This window comes from Lysinibacillus sp. KU-BSD001 (genome assembly GCF_042920265.1).
Taxonomy (GTDB): domain Bacteria; phylum Bacillota; class Bacilli; order Bacillales_A; family Planococcaceae; genus Lysinibacillus_B.
The window spans coordinates 511,050-534,241 of the sequence record NZ_JBDQZI010000001.1; the positions used below are offsets into that span (position 1 = coordinate 511,050).

At 38.9% G+C, this 23,192-nt stretch carries 22 protein-coding genes; 18 read left to right on the top strand and 4 right to left on the bottom strand.

The features are described from left to right. Position 1 precedes the first annotated feature (1 nt). Positions 2–925 carry a nuclease-related domain-containing protein gene (locus tag AAGS61_RS02660; protein WP_391366975.1) on the top strand — a complete coding sequence of 308 codons (924 nt, stop codon included), beginning with the start codon at positions 2–4 and terminating at the stop codon, positions 923–925. Positions 926–1,023: 98 nt separating this feature from the next. Here AAGS61_RS02660 and AAGS61_RS02665 read toward each other — a convergent pair whose 3' ends face one another. Then, positions 1,024–2,211, bottom strand: a complete 1,188-nt coding sequence (locus tag AAGS61_RS02665) for a PLP-dependent aminotransferase family protein (protein ID WP_391366977.1) — start codon at positions 2,209–2,211, stop codon at positions 1,024–1,026. Positions 2,212–2,593: 382 nt separating this feature from the next. On the opposite strand from AAGS61_RS02665, the gene asnB reads away from it, so the two are divergent. From asnB to AAGS61_RS02680, 3 genes are all read left to right on the top strand, one after another. Continuing rightward, complete coding sequence (gene asnB, locus AAGS61_RS02670) at positions 2,594–4,504, top strand: asparagine synthase (glutamine-hydrolyzing) (protein WP_391366979.1); 1,911 nt, start codon at positions 2,594–2,596, stop codon at positions 4,502–4,504. Next, entirely contained in the window at positions 4,473–5,429 is a 957-nt protein-coding gene (locus tag AAGS61_RS02675) for a C39 family peptidase (protein WP_391366981.1), read from the top strand. Before asnB ends, AAGS61_RS02675 begins: the two co-directional genes overlap by 32 nt. Positions 5,430–5,715: 286 nt before the next feature. Further along, the gene (locus AAGS61_RS02680; protein WP_391366983.1) at positions 5,716–5,877 is read left to right on the top strand and encodes a hypothetical protein; all 162 of its coding nucleotides are present in this window, start codon (positions 5,716–5,718) and stop codon (positions 5,875–5,877) included. A 32-nt stretch (positions 5,878–5,909) separates the two neighbouring features. On the opposite strand, the gene AAGS61_RS02685 is transcribed toward AAGS61_RS02680, so the two are convergent. Next, positions 5,910–6,560: a DedA family protein gene (locus tag AAGS61_RS02685; protein ID WP_391366985.1), complete on the bottom strand. Its 651-nt coding sequence runs from the start codon at positions 6,558–6,560 to the stop codon at positions 5,910–5,912. Positions 6,561–6,647: 87 nt separating this feature from the next. Here AAGS61_RS02685 and AAGS61_RS02690 point away from each other — a divergent pair, with 87 nt between their 5' ends. From AAGS61_RS02690 to AAGS61_RS02710, 5 genes are all read left to right on the top strand, one after another. Beyond that, positions 6,648–7,148, top strand: a complete 501-nt coding sequence (locus tag AAGS61_RS02690) for a DUF1648 domain-containing protein (protein ID WP_391366986.1) — start codon at positions 6,648–6,650, stop codon at positions 7,146–7,148. 137 nt (positions 7,149–7,285) lie between these two features. Further along, complete coding sequence (gene rpmG / locus AAGS61_RS02695; protein WP_129729751.1) at positions 7,286–7,435, top strand: 50S ribosomal protein L33; 150 nt, start codon at positions 7,286–7,288, stop codon at positions 7,433–7,435. 13 nt (positions 7,436–7,448) lie between these two features. Then, positions 7,449–8,717 carry a hypothetical protein gene (locus tag AAGS61_RS02700; protein ID WP_391366988.1) on the top strand — a complete coding sequence of 423 codons (1,269 nt, stop codon included), beginning with the start codon at positions 7,449–7,451 and terminating at the stop codon, positions 8,715–8,717. A gap of 105 nt (positions 8,718–8,822) precedes the next feature. Then, the gene (locus tag AAGS61_RS02705) at positions 8,823–9,299 is read left to right on the top strand and encodes a nucleoside 2-deoxyribosyltransferase (RefSeq protein ID WP_391366990.1); all 477 of its coding nucleotides are present in this window, start codon (positions 8,823–8,825) and stop codon (positions 9,297–9,299) included. A 148-nt stretch (positions 9,300–9,447) separates the two neighbouring features. Further along, entirely contained in the window at positions 9,448–10,164 is a 717-nt protein-coding gene (locus AAGS61_RS02710; RefSeq protein ID WP_391366991.1) for an SIR2 family NAD-dependent protein deacylase, read from the top strand. 39 nt (positions 10,165–10,203) lie between these two features. Here AAGS61_RS02710 and AAGS61_RS02715 read toward each other — a convergent pair whose 3' ends face one another. Both AAGS61_RS02715 and AAGS61_RS02720 read right to left on the bottom strand, forming a co-directional pair. After that, positions 10,204–11,220, bottom strand: a complete 1,017-nt coding sequence (locus tag AAGS61_RS02715; protein WP_391366992.1) for a DUF4179 domain-containing protein — start codon at positions 11,218–11,220, stop codon at positions 10,204–10,206. Then, entirely contained in the window at positions 11,217–11,786 is a 570-nt protein-coding gene (locus AAGS61_RS02720; RefSeq protein WP_391366994.1) for a sigma-70 family RNA polymerase sigma factor, read from the bottom strand. Before AAGS61_RS02720 ends, AAGS61_RS02715 begins: the two co-directional genes overlap by 4 nt. 1,000 nt (positions 11,787–12,786) lie before the next feature. On the opposite strand from AAGS61_RS02720, the gene AAGS61_RS02725 reads away from it, so the two are divergent. From AAGS61_RS02725 to dnaJ, 9 genes are all read left to right on the top strand, one after another. After that, a complete protein-coding gene (locus AAGS61_RS02725) occupies positions 12,787–13,980 on the top strand; it encodes an NAD(P)/FAD-dependent oxidoreductase (protein WP_391366996.1) in 1,194 nt (397 codons plus the stop codon). Positions 13,981–13,993: 13 nt separating this feature from the next. Then, complete coding sequence (locus AAGS61_RS02730; RefSeq protein ID WP_391366998.1) at positions 13,994–14,536, top strand: hypothetical protein; 543 nt, start codon at positions 13,994–13,996, stop codon at positions 14,534–14,536. A 13-nt stretch (positions 14,537–14,549) separates the two neighbouring features. After that, positions 14,550–15,965 (top strand): MBL fold metallo-hydrolase, encoded by a 1,416-nt coding sequence (locus AAGS61_RS02735; RefSeq protein WP_391367000.1) that lies wholly within the window; start codon positions 14,550–14,552, stop codon positions 15,963–15,965. A 727-nt stretch (positions 15,966–16,692) separates the two neighbouring features. Further along, on the top strand, positions 16,693–17,019 hold the full coding sequence (locus tag AAGS61_RS02740) for a geranylgeranyl pyrophosphate synthase (protein WP_391367002.1): 327 nt from the start codon (positions 16,693–16,695) through the stop codon (positions 17,017–17,019). Between the two features lie 116 nt (positions 17,020–17,135). After that, a complete protein-coding gene (gene hemW / locus AAGS61_RS02745; RefSeq protein WP_391367004.1) occupies positions 17,136–18,281 on the top strand; it encodes a radical SAM family heme chaperone HemW in 1,146 nt (381 codons plus the stop codon). An 89-nt stretch (positions 18,282–18,370) separates the two neighbouring features. Further along, positions 18,371–19,393: a heat-inducible transcriptional repressor HrcA gene (gene hrcA, locus AAGS61_RS02750; protein WP_391367006.1), complete on the top strand. Its 1,023-nt coding sequence runs from the start codon at positions 18,371–18,373 to the stop codon at positions 19,391–19,393. A gap of 18 nt (positions 19,394–19,411) precedes the next feature. Further along, positions 19,412–19,984: a nucleotide exchange factor GrpE gene (gene grpE, locus AAGS61_RS02755; protein ID WP_391367008.1), complete on the top strand. Its 573-nt coding sequence runs from the start codon at positions 19,412–19,414 to the stop codon at positions 19,982–19,984. A 60-nt stretch (positions 19,985–20,044) separates the two neighbouring features. Then, positions 20,045–21,889, top strand: coding sequence for a molecular chaperone DnaK (dnaK, locus tag AAGS61_RS02760; protein WP_391367010.1), 1,845 nt, complete (start codon positions 20,045–20,047; stop codon positions 21,887–21,889). A 175-nt stretch (positions 21,890–22,064) separates the two neighbouring features. Next, entirely contained in the window at positions 22,065–23,183 is a 1,119-nt protein-coding gene (dnaJ, locus tag AAGS61_RS02765) for a molecular chaperone DnaJ (RefSeq protein WP_391367012.1), read from the top strand. The last annotated feature ends 9 nt before the right edge of the window (positions 23,184–23,192 follow it).

Sequence of the window (23,192 nt, forward strand, 5' to 3'; positions counted from 1 at the left end):
CTTGATTTTAATTGAACGGGATGAATCATTTAAAATAAGTACATTACAAGCAGGTGTTCGGCGCGGCTTCATCGAGCTTCTTGATTCACTATACCGAGCACAATCAGGTCTAGTAGGTGAGCAGTATGTAGACCGGATGTGGCATGATTTTCAGCTGAAGGAGCCATATTATTTACTCCATAATTATTGCATTAGCCAGCATCAAATTGACACTATGTTTATTTGCAGTCGATTTCTATTAATTGTAGAGATTAAAAACATCAGTGGACGTATCACGTTTGAAGAAGAGAAATCACAGTTTTTACGTGAACGGGAAGATGGTACGATAGAAAGTTTTCGAAATCCGATTGATCAAGTAAGGCGCCATGTACGCTATATAGATCACTTAATCGATGCACGTTTGCCTATTTTTTACGTGGTTGTATTTGCTCATACGCGGACGATTATCGGTCGTATACCTGATGGAGAATCTATATTTAAACTAAGTGGATTGGAAACGTTTGTGCGAAAATTGCTAGCACAGTGCCCTGAAAAGTTTAATCCAGTTCATCTCGAACAGTTTGCGCTGTCGCTTGCAAGGAAGCATCAAGTTCGTAAGGAAACAGTGCAAATAGATATTTCACGTGTTATGCCAGGTGTACTGTGTTCCAATTGTACAAAAGTGATGACGTTTCAGCATGGGAAATTTAGTTGTGGAAGATGCAATCGAAGTGGACTAGAGGATTTTTATGTAGGGTTAGCTGATTACCGGTATTTGATTTCAGAATGGATATGTAATCAGGAGTTGCGGAGATTTTTTCATATTTCTTCTGAAGATGCGGCGAGAAGGCTTTTGAAAAACTTAGCATTTGATTTTACAGGAAGATATAAAGATCGAAAGTATAGAATTTGTTTAGAAAAATTGAATTCGCGGGTAAATAGATGAAAATCGCGGGTAAATCTATACTTTTCGCGGGTATTTCATCAAAATTTGCGGGTAAATCTAAAATCCCTGCTTCTACACAAGAAGCAGGGATTATTTCATTAGCTATTCACTTTCGAATATTGATGAAGAATCTTTCCTAAGCGTTTAATGCCTTCTTCAATGACTTCAGGTGTTGAGTTCGTATAGTTTAAACGGAATGTATTGATATTTTCGGGGTGCGTATAGAACGGATCCCCTGGAACGAACGCTACTTTTTCTTCCATTGCTTTTTCAAACAATTCAAGTGCACGTACGCCTTTTTCTAACGTTACCCAAATGAACATACCGCCGTCTGGTTTTGTATAGCTCACTGTAGGTGGGAAGTATTTCTCGATTGCAGCTAGCATCGCATCAGATTGTTCGCGGTATAAGTTAATAATTTTATCGACATGCTCTTGATACTCATTGTTCGTTAAATAATCATGAATGACATATTGCGAAAAAATATTGGTGTGTAAGTCTGTCGCTTGCTTGGCTGTTTCAATATGTGCCATCAGTTCTTTATTTTTCGTCACAATCCAGCCAAGGCGCATACCAGGTGTGACCGTTTTAGAGAATGAACCTAGTAATATAGAATTCTCTAAGCGACCGCCGCCGATATAAGGTAATGTCTCACCACGGAAACGTAACTCCCCGTATGGATCATCCTCAATGAAGGCTGCGTCATACTTTTTCACTACTTCATAAATCGCTTCACGCTTCTCGCGAGAATACGTAATCCCTGTTGGGTTTTGGAAGTTCGGTACTGTATAGATGAATTTGACGTTTGGATTTTGTAATTGCTTCTCCAACTCTTCTACATTTAAACCATCTTCTTCTAGCTTAACAGAATAGAAGGTAGGCTCTGCTAATGTAAAGGCTTGAATAGCACCTAAGTAACCGGGTGCTTCCATAATGACACCGTCACCTTTATTTAATAACACTTTACCGATGATCTCTAAAGCTTGTTGTGAACCTGTTGTAATGAGGATATCATCAGGTGCAATATCAAGACCATAATTTTTCTTATATTTCGCTGCGATATATTCACGTAAAGGTAAGTACCCTTGTGTTGTAGAATATTGGAAAAGCTTTGTGCCATGTTCGTCAATAGATCGGTTAATGGCTTCTTTTAACTTGTCAGTCGGAAATGAAATAGGGTTCGGTAAACCACCAGCAAATGAAATGACATCCGTTTCACCTGTGACCTTTAAGATGTTACGAATGAATGACGATGGAGTATTTAAAATCTTATTAGAGTACTGCATAACGTATCGTTCCTTTTCTTTCTAGTATATTTCGGGAGAACCCCTTAGTTGCTTCAGTATTACTCGATAATATCAGATAATTCCAACAAATAAAACCGTTAAAAGGCAAGATTTATTGCAGCATCCGAGCAAAAAGCGGTTTTATGCTTAAGGTCGCAGATTCGTAAAGCTTCACAGCAATAAAAAGCATAAAAAAGAATACGTCCTCATTTCATAATATATGTGCCATTTTCAGGTGAACTTGAAACATTGGAACTACTTGTGTTTTGTTGGGTTTTAAGCGGTTTTGTGATATATTCTATAAGTAATCGACAACATACTGGAACAACGAATAGCAAATGCATATGTACTTTGCTATAGATAAAAGGAGAAATTTTAATATATGTGTGGTTTTATCGGCTATATAAATGGTACACATCCCATTAATCATAAACAAGTCATCGAAAATATGATGAATACAATTATTCACCGCGGTCCTGATAGTGGCGGAATTCATGCGGATGACAAAGTAACACTCGGTTTCCGTCGTTTAAGTATACTTGACTTATCGGACGTAGCTAATCAGCCACTTTACAGTGAAGATGGGAATATCGTTTTAGTGTTTAACGGTGAGATTTATAACTTTATGTCCATTCGTAAAGAGTTAGAAGCGAAGGGCTATCACTTCAAAACAAATTCAGATAGTGAAGTGTTACTACATGGCTACGCAGAATACGGTTTTGAACTTGTACATAAACTGCGTGGAATGTTCGCATTTTGTATTTGGGATCAAAAGAATGACTTACAATTTATCGCACGTGATGGCTTTGGTATTAAGCCGCTGTACTATACGCAAAATACCACAGATGAAACAATCATTTTCGGTTCGGAAATTAAATCATTTTTACCGCACCCATCCTTTATAAAAGAATTAAATAAAGATGCACTACGTCCATATTTAACATTCCAATACTCCGCGATGGATGAGACCTTCTTTAAAGGGGTTTACAAGTTGCCACCAGGTCACTTTATGGTTATTAAAAATCGTAAAATCCAACAAATCACAAAGTATTGGGATAAAAAATACAGTGCCTCAAAAGGTTCAATAGAAGAAACAATCGCGAATATTCGTGAAACAGTAGCTGAATCTGTAAAAGCGCACCAAATTTCAGACGTAAAAGTAGGTTCGTTTTTATCTGGCGGGATCGATTCATCGTATATTGCGGCACTGCTTAAACCAGATAAGAGCTTCTCAGTTGGTTTCTCTGACTACGAAGCGATGTTCAATGAAACACATCATGCGAAAGAGTTATCGGATATTTTAGGCATTCAAAATGAGCGTAAATATGTATCGGCAGAAGAATGTTTTGACGCACTACCAAAAATTCAGTGGCATATGGATGAACCACAATCTAACCCATCGTCTGTACCATTGTATTTCCTATCTGAATTAGCACGGAAAGATGTAACAGTCGTGCTATCTGGTGAAGGGGCCGACGAAATCTTTGGCGGCTATGAGTGGTATAAGCCATCTGCGAAAATGCAAAAATATGAGCAAATTCCATTAGGCTTACGTAAAGTAATCGCGGGGGTTGTAGAGGCATTACCGAAAAATGCTTATACAAACTTCCTGAAAAAAGGTGCACAAACAATTGAAGAGCGTTTCATCGGAGAAGCGGTCGTGTGGGACGAACAAGACGCGCTGGATGTATTAAAACCAGACTATAAAAAAGGTCCATCTGTACACGATATTACAAAGCGTGTGTATGCAGAAGTGCCAAATGAAGATGATGTGACAAAAATGCAATATTTAGATTTAAGTTTATGGTTACCAGGCGATATTTTATTGAAAGCTGATAAGATGAGTATGGCGCACTCAATTGAGCTTCGTGTACCATTCCTTGACAAAGAGGTTATGGAAATGGCGAAAAAAATTCCAACTGAGCACCGTGTAAACGACATCGATACAAAATATGCACTTCGTCAAGCAGCATTAGAGGAATTACCTGAAGAATGGGCAAAACGTAAAAAGCTTGGTTTCCCTGTGCCAATTCGTCACTGGTTCCGTGAAGAGCGCTATTATAACTTAATAAAAGAAGCATTTACAGCTGAGTATGCCAAAGAGTTCTTTGATACAGACAAGCTTGTATCATACTTAGATGCACATTATGCAGGTGACAAAAACTATGCACGCTATATTTGGACAGCCTACGTATTTTTAGTATGGTATAAATGCTTCTTCATCGACGATAATAAGTGGACTACATTGAAAGGAACGAGCCATGATGAAGTGGCGTCTACCACTCATAATTAGTTCGAGTATGTTATTAATTGCTTGTGGGGAAGAGCTTTCTCCCGTCAGCAGTTCAGCTAAAATGGTTGTATTACCCGTTGAGTATTATAGCGGTGCAGCTGTTAGCGATGTATTAGTTGAGTTATATGATGCAACGGGCAACCGTATTGGTGCAGAAGTAAGCTATGGCGGTGAAGCGGTATTTGGAGACTTGCAATCAGACGAAATGTATTCCGTTCGGATTGGGGCAACGGATTATATGGATGATAAGGCATTTATAAGTGAGAAATCCATTGTCTTTGATTCGACTAATCCATATGTTGTTGTGGAGACGAATGCAGTAAATCATCAGCAAGCGCTAGCTGTACCTGTAGTGAAGCAAAATCCACAATTACCACACGGATGTGAAATTACATCACTGACGGCGGTTTTAAACTATTACGGTGCCGATGTCGACAAAATGACAATGGCGAACAACTATTTACCGAAGCAATCGTTCAAGACAGAAAATGGTGTGAAGTATGGTCCAAATCCAGATGTTTCGTACGCGGGCAATCCAAGTGAGCAGCAGGGGACGTATGCATTTGCAAACCCGATTGTAAAGGCAGCACAAGATTATATTTCTAAGTTTGATATGAATTTGATCGCTCATAATATTAGCGGTAGTACAGAGGAAGACATTGAAATGTATGTGAATCTTGGCATTCCTGTGATTAGTTGGGTAACGCTTGATTTATCGGAGCCGCGTACAAAAGGTGGCTGGATTATCACGGGGACCAACACATTCCATCATATGTATATAAACTTACATGCAGTTGTTCTTGTAGGTGTTGGCGAGCATGAAGTAGAAGTAATGGACCCATTAAAAGGCATCGTAAAATTAAATAAACAACAGTTTTTCGCAAGCTACAAATCCCTTGGTGAGCAGGCTGTTGTGCTCTATTAAAGCTACGCAATTGCGTAGCTTTCAGACTGTAGACAAACGCTCGCATACTGCGTTGGTTGCCTCGCTCGTCCCCTCATGAACTAGGGTTCTATTCGGGTCTTCGCTCGACTGCCCGCCTTGTCTGACAAGCGTTTTCAAAACAGTCTGGGATTCCCTACTTTTAATTGATCATTCAAAATAAATATAGACAAAGTTGAAAAATCAACTTTGTCTATATGCTAAGCTACGCAATGTTGCGTAGCTTTTTTATGGTACAATCACATTACATAGCAAAGGAGGAATATATATGTTATTACCACAACAAATTACAGCAACATTTCATGAGTTAACGGAGGAAGAGGCAAAAGCATTGCTTGTCGAAATCTTTATTGCACGCAATTATGGCAACCAAGAGATGATTATGAAAATAAATGAAATGGTGGAGCGACTAGGTATCGCACAAAAATAAGCGCCCCCTCTAAGGTGGCGCCTAAAGCCCCGTTAAACGAGCTTGCGATTATGAAGCATTTGTTTAAAGTATGCATAAATAGTAGGAACTAGTACGAATGCAGAAATAAGCAATAGCGTAAACATTAAGTTATCAGCAACCCATTGGATATTGCCGAGTGCATAGCCAGCAAACAGCCAAACACACGTCCATAAGAGGGCACCCATCATATTAAAACGTATAAACTTTGCATACGGATATTTTGTATAACCAGAGATAAATGGTGTCATTGTACGCATTAGCGGTACAAAGCGACTAAAAGTTAAAGCTATCCGATCATAGTTTTCTATAAATACTTTTGCACGTGTAATGGCGCTTTCAGGGATAAAGCGAAAAAGATTTAATTTTTCTTGCGATACATTACCGAGAAGTTTACCGATTAAATAGTTGTTACTATCGGCTAATGTTGTGGCAACAAAGTATACAAGAAACAATGTAAGCACATCTAATTTACCGATTGCGGCTACCGTTCCGCTCGCAAATACGAGTGAATCGCCGGGTAAAAATGTAAGTACAATAAATGCGGTTTTCGTAAAGACGACCGCAAATAATAAAAGGTAAATATAGACGCCAAATTTTTTTATATAGTAATACAATTCCGTATCAATCATACGTAAAAATTCAATGACCTCTGCAAATGACATGTAAAAACCTCATTTACTATAAATTACGTCTTATTATAGAGAGAGATGGAAGCAATTACAAATAAAACTCACTTAAGGGGAGAAGAGATGCTGCCAGAAAGACCGAAATTACATATCGAGAAAACAGGAATTGAAAAATTCGCAAACATTATGGGTCTTGCCAGTATTTTAGCGATGATTTTATTTATTATTTTCAATTGGAATGCTTTACCCGACACAGTACCAACGCATTTTAATGGGGCTGGCGAAGCCGATGCATGGGGCTCAAAGCTTTCTTTATTAATATTACCAGCGATTGCAATTGTATTACATCTTTTTATGGGAGTTGTAGAGCGAAAGCCACATACCCATAACTATCCAGCTCGTCTGACGGAAGAAAATGCACCTCAATTTTACATGGAGAGCCGTAACATTGTAAATTTAACGAAAAATGTATGTACAGCGATGTTTGCCTATATCGTCATTCGTTCGATATTAGTCGCTCTCGGTGAAGCAGATGGGCTAGGGATTTTAGGGATGGTTCTATTTTTTATAGTATTAGCATTTGTGATCATTCGTGGTATGGTGCGTATGTCAAAAATAAAATAGCAGGATTTTAACACAGTACAAATCCGTACTGTGTTTTTTATGCGCTTTAAAAGTAATGATTACGATTTATGTTGACAAAGTAAAAACCTCACGTTACTATATAAAGCGTAACTATTACTATTTAAGGAGTGTATCAATTGAGAGTAAACATTACATTAGCATGTACAGAGTGTGGCGATCGTAACTACATAACAACAAAAAATAAGCGAAATAACCCAGAGCGTATCGAGTTGAAAAAGTATTGCCCACGATTAAAGCGCGTGACATTACATCGTGAGACAAAATAGGAGGGACAATACAATGAGTCATTGGAAACGTCGATTATTACCAATGTCAGCTGCCTGTGTATTATTATTAGCAGCTTGTAATACAGATCAGGCAGAGGAAGAAGTAAAGGAAGAAGAAACAACTGCTCAAGAACAACATGAGCACGAGCATGAACATCAAGATACCTCACATGAACAGAAAGAGACGGACGGCACTCGTCTACTTGTCAGTTATGCAGAAGGCTTTATTGTGATGAATAGTGCATTTGAAGAAATCAAGCGTTACAATATCGGTCCTTCATCTTTAGCGTTAGGGAGTGATATGCGTCATGTATTTGTAAAGGATACAGCCAATAAGGATTCATACACATTATTCGATATCGGTATATGGCATGAAGACCACAGTGATCATGCGCATCCTTATGAAGAAGACCCTGTTTTAGCCTCGTATGAAATCGAAGCAAAAAATGCAGCCCATGTAGTCAGTCATAATAATCAAACAGCTGTGTTCCATGATGATAGTGGATTAGTGGAAGTGTATGATGCAGCAAGCTTATCTACTATAGAAGAACCGATTCCAGCATATACGTATCAAGGGAGCGCTCATCACGGTGTAGCGGTGCCTTTATCTGATGGAATCCTTGCTGTTTCTTATCAAACGGAAGAAGGAGCAAAATTACCAGGCGGTGTGAAAATCGTAGACAGTCACGGTCATGATGTAGCAACGATTACCGATGCATGTAACGGTCTTCATGGAACAGTGTATACAGGAGTAAATACGACTGAAAAACTAGCTTTCGGCTGTATTGGAAATGTTGTTGCGTACGATGTAGCATCTAAACAAACGACAGCGATTGCACTACCTCATGCAGAAGCTCGCGTAAGTACAATCAAGCATCATGCGGACAGTTCTTACTATTTAACAAACTATAAAGAAGGCGAAAATCCATCGACAAAAGTGGGCGTAATCAATAGTGAAACGAATGATTTTACATTAGTAGAGCTGCCAGCAGCCTATAGTTCGGCATTGTTAGTCGCTGCACATAATATCGGCTATGTACAGGCTGAAAATGGTATTCTTTATAAAATTGATTTAGCGAAAGCTGAAATTACCGAAGAAATTGATGCTTTACAACCGTTTAACTTAGATGAAGTGAACGTCACATTAGCCTTAATGAACAATGACGTATTAATTGTTGTACCGACGGCGAATGCCATCTTACAAGTGCACGGTGATCATGTACACCAAGTAACTGCTTTAGATGTGGAACCTACAAGTGTTTTATCGGTAACGGCTTACTAATAAAGAAATGATCCAATCGGTAGTGAAAAGCTACCGATTTTTGTGTTTTCGAAATTGATGACTTTTGGTACGCTTGTACAAGAGAAGGAATAAGGAGAGAGATAGATGAAAGCATATTTAGCAAATGGATTATTTTCGATTGGGGACCGTTATGTCAATCAATACCTTGCAGCGGAAATTAGAAAGGCAGTAGAAGGTATTGATTTATATGTACCGCAAGAAAATGATGCGATTAATGATAAATCTGCCTATGCGGATAGCTTGGCGATTGCAGAGGCGGATTTACAAAGCTTGCAAGCGAGTGATGTATTGATTGCTGTGATAGACGGGGGAGAAATCGATTCAGGTGTAGCGGCAGAAATCGGTGTGTTCTCTACATTGAACCGCCCGATTATCGCCTTATTTTCAGATGTGCGCCAACAAGGCCGCGATAATCATAAAAAAATCGAGGCGCTCATTGCAGATGGTGTGGAAAATCAATTTATTTACCGTAATTTATTTGTCATTGGCTTAGTGAAACGTACGGGTGTAATCGTTAGCACGGTGGAAGAAGTAGTAGAAGAGATGAAGAAGTTAGTATAAAGGTAAAAGCGACTGTTTTGGGGCAGTTGCTTTTATTATATAGGAGCAACATAATAATTCGTAGCGGTGCAGGTAAACAATAAATGTTACGTGTTTTTGAATACTATTACAAATAAACCTATAATGAGTGAAAAGCGGGGTGGAACTAATGGATAAAGTCAATCAACTAGTAGATTGGTTACGACAATCGACGAAAACCGTTGTATTAACAGGTGCGGGGATGTCAACAGAAAGTGGTGTACCGGATTTTCGCTCGAAGTCAGGGTGGTGGCGGAATATCGACCCATCAACGGTTGCGAATATACAAGCACTTGAGCATGATTATGATTTATTTCACGCATTTTATTGTGCACGTTTTGAAGCGTTAAAAGGGTGTGAGCCTCACGAAGGACATCGCATTTTAGCTGATTGGGAAAAGCGCGGAATCATTGTACATGTGGCGACACAAAACGTCGACGGCTTTCATAAAGCAGCAGGCAATACTAAGGTAGATGAACTACACGGTAGTATTCATGCTGTACGTTGTCACAAATGCGGACACGAAGCAAGCGCACAAGCTTTTTTTGAACAAGAAACATGTACTGTATGCGAGGGCAAGCTTCGACCCGGTATTGTATTATTCGGTGAACTGTTACCAGAAGATGCGTGGAATAGTGCGCTACACACCATCAAAACGGCAGACCTTGTCATCGTCATTGGTACAAGCTTGCAAGTATATCCTGTTAATCAGCTTCCGAGTATGACGCGCGGCAAGCTTGTGTATATTAACCGAGAAGTGCATGGCTTTGAACGTGATTTTGATTTATTATTCGAAGGCTCTGCAAAGGAAACATTACAACAAATTGATGCAGCTTTAAAAGGATAAAATGAAAGCGTGAGGAAAAGTAGCCTCACGCTTTTCAGTTTACTTTAGTGTAATGTGAATCGGTTCAAGTTCTTCTTTCATTGCAATGGGCCCATTGCCAGCTGAATAATGAACAGTAGGTACTAATGTTAACGTACTTGCATTTTCATCAATTGTTTGAATAGAGCTGCTCCATTCATATGTCTTGAGTGCATCATAGCTGGCACCCCCGTTGTTATTTGGATAATATTCATTGCCTAAATCATCTGTAATGCGTAGGAAATGAGTTGTGACATGCTGCCATTTTTCTAACACTGCATCACTTGCGACTTGTTGTACATGGAAAACAGTGGAGTAATCATTTGTTTCATAGGAAGTGAGCGTAACTGATATATCGTCATTTGTTACGGTTTCATTCACGATCACTTTATTATTTTCCAATGCCTGAATCGTGAAATCGAATGACCAATCTCCGTTAACCGTTTGATCGGTGTCATAGTCGGTAAAAGCAGTTGGCTCCCAAGTTACTTCAAGTGTTTGAGGCATTTCTTCTTTAAAGTGAGGTACTATTGTTGCTGTACCAATATAGGTTGTGTCACTTATTTTTTTCATATAGTCGGAACCTCCTTGAGCAGTCGTCCCTTTTACATCGAAGAAGACTTTCGCGTTTGGATTGTTCCCGAGATGTTTTTCTGTTTCAATGGCATAAGCAATCGTGATAGCTGTTCCATCGAAAACGGCATCCTCAATCATTACGGTTACGCCGTTACTCGATTGAATTTGTGTCACATCTGTTGCAACGGCACCGAAATGAGAATTGAATGTTTCCTCTTCGGAAAAATAGTGCATAACGTCCTTTATAAACGGGATTTGCGAGGCAATGGATGGTGCTGTAAACATCGTTGTAGCGGTCACAACGCCTGTCAATGTTGCAGCGACAGCTACGTATTTAAACCAGTTTGCCTTTTTCTTTTTACCAAGGACATGCTGTTTCACACGTTGTTTCTCCAAGTCACTCACTTCTGCTAGTTCAATAGTATCGATATTTAGATCCACTAATTTTTTAAAGGCACTCATAAGAGAACCTCCTTTAGCTTTAAGTTTTTTGCTAGCTTTTGTTTTCCACGGTATAGTCGATTATCAACAGCAGATTTACTTAAATTCAGCGCTTGTCCAATATCACCGTTTTGCATTTCTAAATAATATTTCAGTATAAAAATATCTCGGTCGAGTTCATCTAGTTTACTTAATTCAAACAGTAGCTCATTTCTACGCTCTCGTTCCAATAAGGTAGCCTGTATGCTGACGTGTGAAGAGCCCGTTTCCTCAAACTCCTCAACCTGCTGCTCCCGCGCACGTTGTTTTTCATAAATACGATAGTAATCAATCGCTTTATATTTCGTAATCATGCCGATCCATTTCTTAAAATCAGCGGCATCCCCACTAAATTGATGACTATTTTTCCACACGTCTAAAAACACATCGTTAATACAATCATCCACGGCATCCTGCTTTCCTAATGGTTGTAAAACTTTCAGGGCGATTGCCTTCACTAATGGCATGTATTCATCGATGATATATTCTAAAGCATCTTCTTTTTTCTTCTGTAAACGTTTAATAAAATTACGATTCGTAACGGTCATATGCTCTTCTCCTTCATGTATTGAAAAAGCTTTTTCACTCACTACAACGAAGTAAACGATTAATTATTCGCAACTTTTTTATTTTAACTTATAACGAGCGAATTAATAAACATATATTACCATTTGAGTAACCGTTGATTTCCGCTCCATTCGGCTCGCTTTCCACGGGCATGGCTTCAGTCTCCTCGTCGTTCGTCCCTCACGCCTGCGGGGCCTTCAGCTCATGCTTTTCCCGTAGGAGTCTCGCCGATTCCGCTTCAATCAACTGGCAAGTCATTTTTGATTACGTTTTGCTAAAAAATAAGCTTCTATAAAGGAATATTTTGTTAATCAACACACCTGGCTAAAAATAAAGAAAGATTCTCATTCATTACGATAGAGACTGGGTAATTACACTTGCAAATAGAAAGAAAATGATTTCTTTTATATAGTCGGTTTTTAAAATTTAGAGTTAAAAAAGTACGCTAATTTAACAAAGGTAGTGCATTCACCTATTTCAAATACTCTTTCTGACTCTAAAAAACAAATGCCTTCTATATAGATAAGAGAAATATTTTTCTAGCATATCGAGAAGTATTCACTTTTGCCGTAGCGCGCCATCGCCACAGGAGCCAAGATTCTCTTTGCGACGAAAGTGCAACGTCAGGAGCAGGAACAGGAGATCCAAACAGGCCACGCCTGTTTTAGCTCCTGTGTAGGCTGTGGCAAAGCGCGGAGGCTATGATACAAACCTTTCACTATTTAAATGGTATTTTTAGGATGAATTTTTGCTCATTTAGAGTTTTAACTTAGGTTGGTAGTTGTGTTCGGTAGAAAATGGGCTCATTGTAATAAGTTTTTCGCAATTTCATCCATAACTGTTGGTGATCAAACTGAATTAACGTAATATTTTAAAATATCTGAATTTAATAGGGGGAAACCCCTATTTTTTTAATATTAGGAAATTTGTAGAATAGAAAGTGTAGAGTTTCACAATACAAATTCGAAAGAAGGTGGGCGTGTGGATAATTCTTTCAAGATTGTCATTGTAGGTGGAGGATCAGGGGGGATTACTGTAGCATCACGACTATTGCGGAAGATGCACAGTTTAGCTGGTAAAGTGGCGATTATCGATCCTGCTACGAAGCATTATTACCAACCTTTATGGACGCTAGTTGGTGGTGGAGCGAGTAAAAAGGAGCAATCTGAGCGAGAAATGGCCTCACTCATTCCTCAAGGTGCTACTTGGATACAGCAGGGGGTCACCCATTTTTACCCTGATACGAATCAAATTCAATTGGCGGACGGTTCCTTTGTGCGCTACGAGTATTTAGTCGTTTCAGCAGGATTGGAGATCAATTGGGGAGCGATTAAAGGCTTAGAAGAGGCACTAGGTACAAAAAATGTATGCAGTAATTATTCTTATCAGCATGTAGACTACACATGGGAAACCATTCGAAATTTCAAATCAGGCACAGCATTATTTACCCATCCCGCATCACCAGTAAAATGTGGTGGCGCACCCCAAAAAATTATGTACTTAGCAGATGATTATTTTAGCAAATCAGGCGTTCGACACAATATTGATATTATTTTTGGCTCAGCTAATCCAGCAATTTTCGATGTAGCAAAATATCGTAGTGCATTGGAAAAAGTAATAGAGCGCAAAAACATCGACGCCCGCTTTTGCTATAACTTAATTGAAATTAAGGCAGATGAAAAAGTGGCTATTTTTGAAGATTTGAATACAGGTGAAAAAGAGGAAGTTCATTATGACATGATTCATGTCACACCGTATATGAGCGCACCTAAATTTGTAGCGAAAAGTCCATTAGCAGATGGAACGGGCTGGTTAGAAGTCGATATTCATACACTTCAGCATAAAAAATATGAAAACGTTTTCGGTTTAGGGGATAATGCGAATTTACCGACATCTAAAACAGGAGCTGCTATTCGTAAGCAAGCACCTGTTGTCGTAGAAAACTTACTGGCATGTATGCGAAACCAGCCGCCAAAAAGTATGTATGATGGCTATACATCCTGTCCTATTGTCACTGGCTATAATAAGTTGATTTTAGCAGAATTCGATTATTCGAAGGAGCCTGTTGAATCGTTGCCTATTGATCAAGGAATGGAACGTACAAGTATGTATATCTTAAAAAAAGATTTACTGCCCATTATGTACTGGAATGGAATGTTAAAAGGCACAATGTAGAAAGGGGTAAATAATGATGATTAAAACACCTGTTCAGCATCAATTAGAGCAACCAGAAGTCCAGGAAGCGATTACTTCTTTTCTACAAAACTTACCTATTTACCAACAACAATTAGAATTCCTTGGACAGTTGACGAACTTCGGGCAGGCTGTATTTTCCGACAAGGAAGGTTTACAGCAATACGACCAAATGCTTCAAACATACAACCTGAATATGGAGACAATTGAAGCATTACTAGGACTGTTAGAAAAGCTGCCGCGCCTAAACCAAATGCTGGAGCAACTCGAAAATGTTGTAGCGTTTGTGATGTCCATTTTAGGAGATGAAACGACATTAGCAAATGCCACAGAAAGTATAAAGGAATATACAAAACCGATTGTTGAAAAGGGACAAGCAGGGCTATCACTTACCCAAGCAATTCAACAAGAGGCGGAGTCAAATAAAGAACCAATTACACTACTGATGATGTATAAATGGTTAAAAGATCCGACTGTTCAACAATCATTAAAGTACGTACAAGCGACTTTAACGATATTAAGTAAAAATAAAAACTAAGGGGGATATTAGTATGTTATTACGTTATTTTTATGATGAAAAATTAGCACACGCATCTTATATGGTAGGATGCCAACAAAAGGGGCAAGCTTTTATTGTTGATCCGATGCGTAATATTGAGCCATATATTGAAGTGGCAGAAAAAGAAAATATGAGTATTATAGGTGCATTGGAGACACATATTCATGCGGATTTTGTGACAGGTTCAAGAGAATTAGCAGACCGCTTTGGGGCTACAATGTATGTTTCAGATGAGGGTGGAGAGGACTGGCAATATCAAAACTTAGACAATATCCCACATCAGTTATTGAAGGATGGCGATCAATTTGAACTAGGGCTTCTCACATTTGAAGTCATGCATACACCAGGACATACACCGGAATCGATCTCCTTTTTATTAACAGACGGAGCGGCAGCTGATAAGCCAATTGGCATTTTTACGGGTGACTTTGTTTTTGCGGGTGATATTGGCCGTCCAGACTTACTCGAAAAGGCAGCGGGCATGATAGGGACAGCGGATGCTGGTGCAAAGGCGATGTTTAAATCCGTGCAGCGCTTTAAGGAGTTACCGGATTATTTACAGCTGTGGCCTGCGCACGGAGCTGGAAGTGCTTGTGGAAAGGCATTAGGAGCAATTCCATCTTCTACTGTAGGTTATGAAAAGCAATTCAACTGGGCGATGAAATTTGATACGGAAGAGGACTTTGTGCAATCATTATTAGATGGACAGCCAGAACCGCCGTATTATTTCGCAGTGATGAAATCCGTGAATAAGATCGGAATTGAGCTCATTAAAAATCTACCGGAATTGCAATTTATTCATGATGTCACAACAATCGAACAATTAATCAATGAAGGGCATCAAATAGTGGATACGCGTAGTACCGACGCATTTTCAAAAGGACATGTGAAGGGGACAATCAATATTCCATTTAATCAGGCATTCACAAATTGGGCTGGTTGGATTGTAGATTATGAGAAACCATTATATGTATTAACTACACCAGCTCATATGGAAGAAATTTTAATCGACTTACGCTCGATAGGTATTGACCAAGTAGTAGGATATGCAGATATCGATGCAATGTTATCACAGGCTAACGCGCTAGATTCCTATGAAAATGTATCCCCTTTAGAAGCCAAAACAATGATGGAACAGGACGATGTTGCGTTAATCGATGTACGTAATTTAGTGGAATTTAATGAAGGGCATATTGAAGGAGCGCAACACATTATGCTTGGCACGATAAAAAATCGATTAAATGAACTCCCAAACAAAAAGCTCATTATACAATGTCAGGCTGGCGCTCGTTCAGCCATTGCAGTAAGTGTGTTAAAAGCAAACGGCTATCATAATATCGTAAATATGTCAGGTGGCTATAGTAAGTGGCGAAAAGAAGTCCAGGAAAGCATTGTAGTAAATTATTAAAACGAGTAAGAATACGGAATTTAACGAGTCGCATGGACCAGCTGTAGCTGTCTCCTACGGCTCGTTCTTGTGTAGCGTAAAAGTAAGGTTTCTCACATTTCGTATCCTAGCTCAGTGGAAACTGTGTTACTTTAATCATAATGGCAAAAAAAGCATTTATCACTACATCTATTGTGCAATAATAGTATTTTTACCATTTATAGTAAAAATCATGTAGTATTCTGTTAAATGATGATGTAATTGATAATATAGTGAAAAAATAAGAAATAATAAATTTAAAAGTTAGTATATTCATGCTTTGGGTATTTACTTAATAATTATAATCATTCTATTTTTATAAATTAAAGATTATAAATGATAGAAAAAGGACATTTTATCATCACACAAATGGAGTAAATAACTAATTTTTTGAAAAATATTTATAAGGCACTTTTTACTATATGAGAAAATTTTATATTAAAAATGATTACATTGGTTTAAAAATTATTAAATATATGCTTGTGAGAAAAGAGAGTTGATAGTAATATTAATTTAAACAAACATAGTGCTTATAGATTTACAGGTTACGGTAGTTTTATACATACTTAAATATAGTTTATGGATTTTGGATATGTATCTAGTGACATGGCAATGATTTAATTAACTTAGTAACGTCATCGCTTTTGTGATGTTTTTATAGCACTATTATTATTTGTTCCTACCACAATTTTTATAGGGAGATGATTTAATGACAAAGCAAATCGAAATCAATTTACCAGATTGGTTTGAATTGGATGGATTAAATACTCTAGATACAATTATTAGTCCAAACTCGGAGGATGTAGGGATTTTAGTAGCAGGTGAAAATTTAGATTACACAAAAACTTGCTGCCCGACTGTACGTTTATATTTATTGCAATTAGTTGATGGTAAATATGAAGTAACAAAAGAATTAGAAGCATTTCCATTCCAATCGACAGATGAAGCAATTCAATTTTCATCTAAATTACCACAATTAAATGCATTTGATTTAGTGATGTTATTAAATAAAGAGCAACCTATTTTTACGGCTTAAATTTTATTCCGCGTTCGTATTCGTACGAATGCGTTTTTTTTATGCGTCAAAATTGTATTTTTGTGATGAATAGGTACAATGAAAAGGTACAAAGTAAAAAGAAGGGAAGTGATTGTGTGGTGCGAGGAGTATATATTCATATCCCTTTTTGTCATCAAATTTGTAATTATTGTGATTTTAACAAAGTCTACTTTAAAAACCAGCCAGTAGACCAATATATAGAAGCGTTAGGTCAAGAAATGGCCATGGCCGTACGTGAGATGCCGCAAGCGTTTGAAAACATTGAAACGATTTTTCTAGGTGGAGGCACACCAACGGCTTTGTCAGCAGCACAAATTGCTCGATTGATGGAATTGATCCGTGAGCATATTCCAATGGACAATGTGACCGAGTTTAGTTCGGAAGCTAACCCAGATGAATTGTCAGAGGATAAATTACAGGCACTGTTTAACGGTGGTGTGAACCGTCTTAGTATGGGGGTACAATCTTTTGATCAAGGGCTGCTCAAAAAAATTGGCCGTACCCATTCGAATGAGCATGTATATGAAACGATTGCGCTAGCGAAGAAAGTGGGTTTTGAAAACATTAGTATCGACTTAATGTATGGTTTGCCACATCAAACAATGGAGCAGTGGAAGGATACCCTTCGTTTCGCGTTGCAACTGGACTTACCACATTACTCTGCTTATTCATTAATCGTTGAGCCCAAAACGATCTTCTATATTCAATATGCAAAAGGGAAGTTAGCTTTACCGACGGAAGATTTAGAGGCGGATATGTATGATGTCCTCATGAAAGAAATGGAAGCACACGGCTTACAGCAATACGAAATTAGTAACTTTGCTAAACCGGGATTTGCGTCTGTTCATAACAAGATTTACTGGGATAATGATGAATACGCAGGTTTTGGCGCAGGAGCACATGGATATGTTGAAGGTGTGCGTTACTCAAACTATGGTCCCATCAAAAAATATATAGAAGCGGTAGAAGTCGGTTGTCGTCCAATCGTCCATGAACATACGGTAACGATGACGGAAAGAAAAGAAGAGCAAATGTTTCTAGGGCTTCGGAAAACAGAAGGGATAGTAGCAGACGTATTTGAAGCAAAATTTAATGAAACCATTGCGGCTACATATCGTAAAGTAATGGAGAAGCTAGTGGGTGAAGGTCTACTAGAAAGCGATGAACTCGGTATTCGGTTGACGCGAAAAGGTCGATTTGTCGGTAATGAAGTGTTTCAACAATTTTTATTAGAAGATTGAGCGATTCCGTTGACAGAAAAACAGGGATTTGTTAATTTATTATTAGTATTAGCACTCGAGGTAAATGAGTGCTAACAGAGGTGATGAGCATGTTAACAAATCGGCAATTACAAATTTTACAGGTAATCGTTGATGATTTCGTGACGTCTGCCCAACCTGTTGGGTCTCGCCAAATTTCTAAAAAGGATTGGATTACATTTAGTCCCGCAACGATTCGGAATGAGATGGCAGATTTAGAGGAGTTAGGTTTTTTAGAAAAAACACATACTTCCTCAGGTCGTGTTCCTTCTGAGAAAGGCTATCGCTTTTATGTCGATCATTTATTGCAACCACAAGTGATGTCAGCTGAAGAAGTTATTCAAATTCAATCTGTTTTTCAGCGACGTATGGTCGAAGCAGAGCAAGTGATTAAAGAGTCGGCGAGTATTCTATCAGAATTAACGACCTATACAACGATTTTACTTGGTCCAGATGTACAACGACATAAGGTGAAAAAGTTTCAAATTGTTCCATTAACAGATCAAACGGCAGTTGCTGTTATCGTGACGGACAATGGACATGTAGAAAATCGTGTATTTACATTACCAACGGGGTTTAGCCCTTCAGATATTGAAAAGATGGTAAATATATTAAATGACCGTTTAATCGGTGTTTCACTTCAAAACCTTCATCTAAAGTTAGAAGTTGAAGCACTCGCTGTATTAAAACAACATATACAGGCAGCAGATGCTGTCATTCAATCTTTAATACAAGTAACAAGTGGTCAAAAAGAGGGTAAGATTTACTACGCTGGTAAGACAAATATGCTCAACCAACCAGAGTTTCATGATTTAAATAAGGTCCGCATGTTGATGGATTTAATGGATAAGGAAAGTCAAATCCAAAATTTATTTAAGTCAAAAGATGCGAGTATTCAAATTCGCATTGGTTCGGAAAATAACCATTTAGCCATGGAAAACTGTAGTGTGATTACAGCATCATTTGGAGTTGGAGAAGAGAGCGGGTCTATTGCGATTATCGGTCCGACACGGATGGATTATCAACGTGTTGTCACGATTATTGATTTGATGCGCCGAGGGTTATCAAATGCCCTATCCCAGCGGAGTGACTGACTATAAGGAGGACATAAAGTGTCTAATACGACAAACGAAAAAGAAACAAAAGAAGAACTTGAGCAGCAGTTTACAGCTACAGAAGAAGTAGTAGATACAGAGCCAACAGAAGTGGTAGAAGAGACTGTTGTCGATGAAAAAGAACAAACAATTGCTGAACTAACGGCAAAGCTTCAAGAAGAAGAAAACCGTTATTTACGTTTACGAGCAGATTATGACAACATGCTTCGCCGCAACAAGCTTGATCGCGAGGCGGCTGAAAAATACCGTGCGCAAAGCTTGTTAAATGATCTTTTGCCGGTGCTTGATAACTTAGAGCGCGCACTACAAGTGCAAGTTACTTCTGAGGATGCCGTTTCATTATATAAAGGTGTTGAAATGGTACAGCGCCAATTTTTAGACGCTACAGCGCGTGAAGGTTTAGAGCAAATTGCCGCAGAAGGCGAAGCATTTGATCCGAATGTGCATCAAGCGGTTATGCAAGAGCAAGATGCTGAAAAGGAAAGCGGCAAGGTATTACGTGAGCTACAAAAAGGCTATAAGCTAAAAGACCGCGTATTACGTCCAGCAATGGTTTCTGTAAACGAATAGAACAATAACGAATAGATATAAACGCTACATAGGCGTTCAAATATTAGGAGGCAAATTCAAATGAGCAAAATTATTGGTATTGACTTAGGTACAACAAACTCTTGTGTCGCTGTATTAGAAGGCGGCGAACCAAAAGTAATTCCAAATCCAGAAGGTAACCGTACTACTCCATCTGTAGTAGCATTCAAAAACGGTGAAAAACAAGTTGGGGAAGTAGCAAAGCGTCAAGCAGTAACAAACCCAAATACAATTATCTCCATCAAATCAAAAATGGGTACTTCTGAAAAAGTAACGGTTGAAGATAAAGACTATACGCCACAAGAAGTATCGGCGATGATTTTACAATACTTAAAAGGCTATGCAGAAGAATACCTTGGCGAAAAAGTAACAAAAGCGGTTATTACAGTACCTGCTTACTTTAACGATGCACAGCGTCAAGCAACGAAAGATGCGGGTAAAATCGCTGGTTTAGAAGTGGAGCGTATCATTAACGAGCCAACTGCAGCAGCATTAGCATACGGTTTAGACAAACAAGACCAAGATCAAAAAATCTTAGTATTCGACCTTGGTGGTGGTACATTCGATGTTTCGATTCTTGAATTAGGCGATGGTGTATTTGAAGTATTAGCAACAGCTGGTGACAACAAGCTTGGTGGTGACGACTTCGACCAAAAAATCATTGATTTCTTAGTAGAAGAATTCCGCAAAGAAAACGGCATTGACTTATCAAAAGATAAAATGGCAATGCAACGTTTAAAAGATGCAGCTGAAAAAGCGAAAAAAGACTTATCAGGTGTGACAAATACACAAATTTCTTTACCATTCATCACAGCTGGTGCAGAAGGTCCACTTCACTTAGAAGTGTCTTTATCACGTGCGAAATTTGATGACTTAACTCGCGATCTTGTAGAGCGTACAATCGTACCAACTCGTCAAGCTCTATCTGATGCTGGTCTTTCAGCTTCTGAACTGGACAAAGTGATTTTAGTTGGTGGTTCTACTCGTATTCCAGCAGTCGTAGAAGCAATCAAAAATGCAACAGGTCACGAGCCACACAAAGGTGTAAACCCTGACGAAGTAGTAGCAATGGGTGCTGCTGTTCAAGGTGGCGTATTAACAGGTGACGTGCAAGATATCGTATTATTAGACGTAACACCATTATCACTTGGTATCGAAACAATGGGCGGCGTGTTCACAAAATTAATCGATCGTAACACAACAATCCCAACATCTAAATCACAAGTGTTCTCAACAGCAGCTGATAACCAACCAGCTGTAGACATTCACGTATTACAAGGTGAACGTCCAATGGCAGCAGACAACAAAACATTAGGTCGCTTCCAATTATCAGATATTCCACCAGCACCACGTGGTATTCCACAAATCGAAGTAACATTCGATATTGACAAAAACGGTATTGTATCTGTAAAAGCAAAAGACCTTGGTACAAACAAAGAGCAAACAATCGTCATTCAATCGGATTCGGGCTTAACAGATGAAGAAATCGAACGCATGGTAAAAGATGCAGAAGCGAACGCGGAAGCAGATGCAAAACGTAAAGAAGAAGCAGAACTTCGCAATGAAGCAGACCAACTTGTGTTCCAAGTAGACAAGACAGTGACGGATCTTGGTGAGCAAATTTCAGAAGATGAGAAAAAATCGGTTGAAGATGCACGCGATGAACTGAAAAAAGCTTTAGAAGCGGGCGAAATCGAAGGCATTAAATCTGCAAAAGAAAAATTAGAAGGCATCCTACAACCACTTGTGATGAAAGTATATGAGCAAGCGGCAGCAGCAGCACAAGCAGCTCAAGGTGCAGAAGGCTTTGACGGAGCAGCAGATGCTGGCAAAAAAGACGACGGCGTTGTAGATGCTGACTTTGAAGAAGTAAAAGACGATAAATAATTGTGAATGAAATAAAATGCTGAGCAACACTGCATCGGCAAGTGAGAAAGTCAAAGCCGCTTTTACGGACTTTGACTTTTTCACTGTAAAAATGCATGCGTGATGGATTGCGCATATACATCAAATTTTATACGTGTTAGAATATACGTTATGTAAAAAGAGCGGAGAGTGAACGATGAGTAAGCGCGATTATTATGAAGTGCTTGGCCTAGCTAAAGGGGCAAGTAAAGACGAGATTAAAAAAGCATATCGTAAGTTATCAAAACAGTATCACCCTGATATTAATAAAGAGCCGGGTGCGGATGAAAAGTTCAAGGAAATCGCAGAAGCGTATGAAGTATTGTCAGATGAACAAAAACGCGCACGCTACGACCAGTTCGGACACGAAGATCCACAAGCAGGCTTTGGCGGAGGCGGCTTTGGAGGCGGTTTTGGCGGCTTCGAAGATATTTTCTCTTCCTTCTTCGGTGGTGGTGGACGTCGTCAAGATCCAAATGCGCCGCGTAAAGGTGATGATTTACAGTTCCGCATGACAATTAGCTTTGAGGAAGCGGTATTCGGTCAAGAAAAAGAAGTTGAAATTCCGAAAGAAGAAAACTGTGAAACATGTAGTGGTACAGGGGCAAAGCCTGGTACAACACCTCAAAACTGTTCACAATGTGGCGGATCAGGTGAAATTAACCAAGCGGTGGAAACACCATTTGGCCGTATGGTAAACCGTCGCTCATGTCCATCATGTCGTGGTGCAGGTAAAATTATCGTGGATAAATGTACAGCATGTCGCGGTGCTGGAAAAGTGACAAATCGTAAAAAGATTAAAATTAATATTCCGGCTGGTGTCGATGATGGTCAACAACTGCGCGTAGCAGGGCAAGGGGAGCCAGGCGTTAATGGTGGACCAGCAGGGGATTTATACATCGTCTTCACTGTACGTAATCATGAGTACTTTGAACGTGACGGAGACGATATTTACTACGAATTAAAATTAACGTTCCCACAAGCATCACTTGGCGATGAGATTGAGGTACCAACTGTTCATGGAAAAGTAAAGCTGAAAATTCCGGCAGGTACACAATCGGGTGCACAGTTCCGTATTAAAGATAAAGGTGTTAAAAATGTGCACGGCTACGGGCAAGGGCATCAATACGTTGTTGTCAAAGTAGTAACACCGACAAAATTAACAGAAAAGCAAAAACAGTTGCTGCGTGAATTTGCGGAAATTAGTGGCGATATTCCAGAAGAACATGGAAGCTCACTATTAGATAAAATTAAACGCAAAATTAAAGGCGAATAAAAAGGAGAA

Bases quoted from the DNA above. Each gene is read 5' to 3' on its own strand.
- AAGS61_RS02665 (WP_391366977.1), bottom strand. From the start codon at position 2,211: ATGCAGTACTCTAATAAGATTTTAAATACTCCATCGTCATTCATTCGT.
- asnB (WP_391366979.1), top strand. From the start codon at position 2,594: ATGTGTGGTTTTATCGGCTATATAAATGGTACACATCCCATTAATCAT.
- AAGS61_RS02675 (WP_391366981.1), top strand. From the start codon at position 4,473: ATGATGAAGTGGCGTCTACCACTCATAATTAGTTCGAGTATGTTATTA.
- AAGS61_RS02680 (WP_391366983.1), top strand. From the start codon at position 5,716: ATGTTATTACCACAACAAATTACAGCAACATTTCATGAGTTAACGGAG.
- AAGS61_RS02685 (WP_391366985.1), bottom strand. From the start codon at position 6,560: ATGTCATTTGCAGAGGTCATTGAATTTTTACGTATGATTGATACGGAA.
- AAGS61_RS02690 (WP_391366986.1), top strand. From the start codon at position 6,648: ATGCTGCCAGAAAGACCGAAATTACATATCGAGAAAACAGGAATTGAA.
- AAGS61_RS02700 (WP_391366988.1), top strand. From the start codon at position 7,449: ATGAGTCATTGGAAACGTCGATTATTACCAATGTCAGCTGCCTGTGTA.
- AAGS61_RS02705 (WP_391366990.1), top strand. From the start codon at position 8,823: ATGAAAGCATATTTAGCAAATGGATTATTTTCGATTGGGGACCGTTAT.
- AAGS61_RS02710 (WP_391366991.1), top strand. From the start codon at position 9,448: ATGGATAAAGTCAATCAACTAGTAGATTGGTTACGACAATCGACGAAA.
- AAGS61_RS02715 (WP_391366992.1), bottom strand. From the start codon at position 11,220: ATGAGTGCCTTTAAAAAATTAGTGGATCTAAATATCGATACTATTGAA.
- AAGS61_RS02720 (WP_391366994.1), bottom strand. From the start codon at position 11,786: ATGACCGTTACGAATCGTAATTTTATTAAACGTTTACAGAAGAAAAAA.
- AAGS61_RS02730 (WP_391366998.1), top strand. From the start codon at position 13,994: ATGATGATTAAAACACCTGTTCAGCATCAATTAGAGCAACCAGAAGTC.
- AAGS61_RS02735 (WP_391367000.1), top strand. From the start codon at position 14,550: ATGTTATTACGTTATTTTTATGATGAAAAATTAGCACACGCATCTTAT.
- AAGS61_RS02740 (WP_391367002.1), top strand. From the start codon at position 16,693: ATGACAAAGCAAATCGAAATCAATTTACCAGATTGGTTTGAATTGGAT.
- hrcA (WP_391367006.1), top strand. From the start codon at position 18,371: ATGTTAACAAATCGGCAATTACAAATTTTACAGGTAATCGTTGATGAT.
- dnaK (WP_391367010.1), top strand. From the start codon at position 20,045: ATGAGCAAAATTATTGGTATTGACTTAGGTACAACAAACTCTTGTGTC.
- dnaJ (WP_391367012.1), top strand. From the start codon at position 22,065: ATGAGTAAGCGCGATTATTATGAAGTGCTTGGCCTAGCTAAAGGGGCA.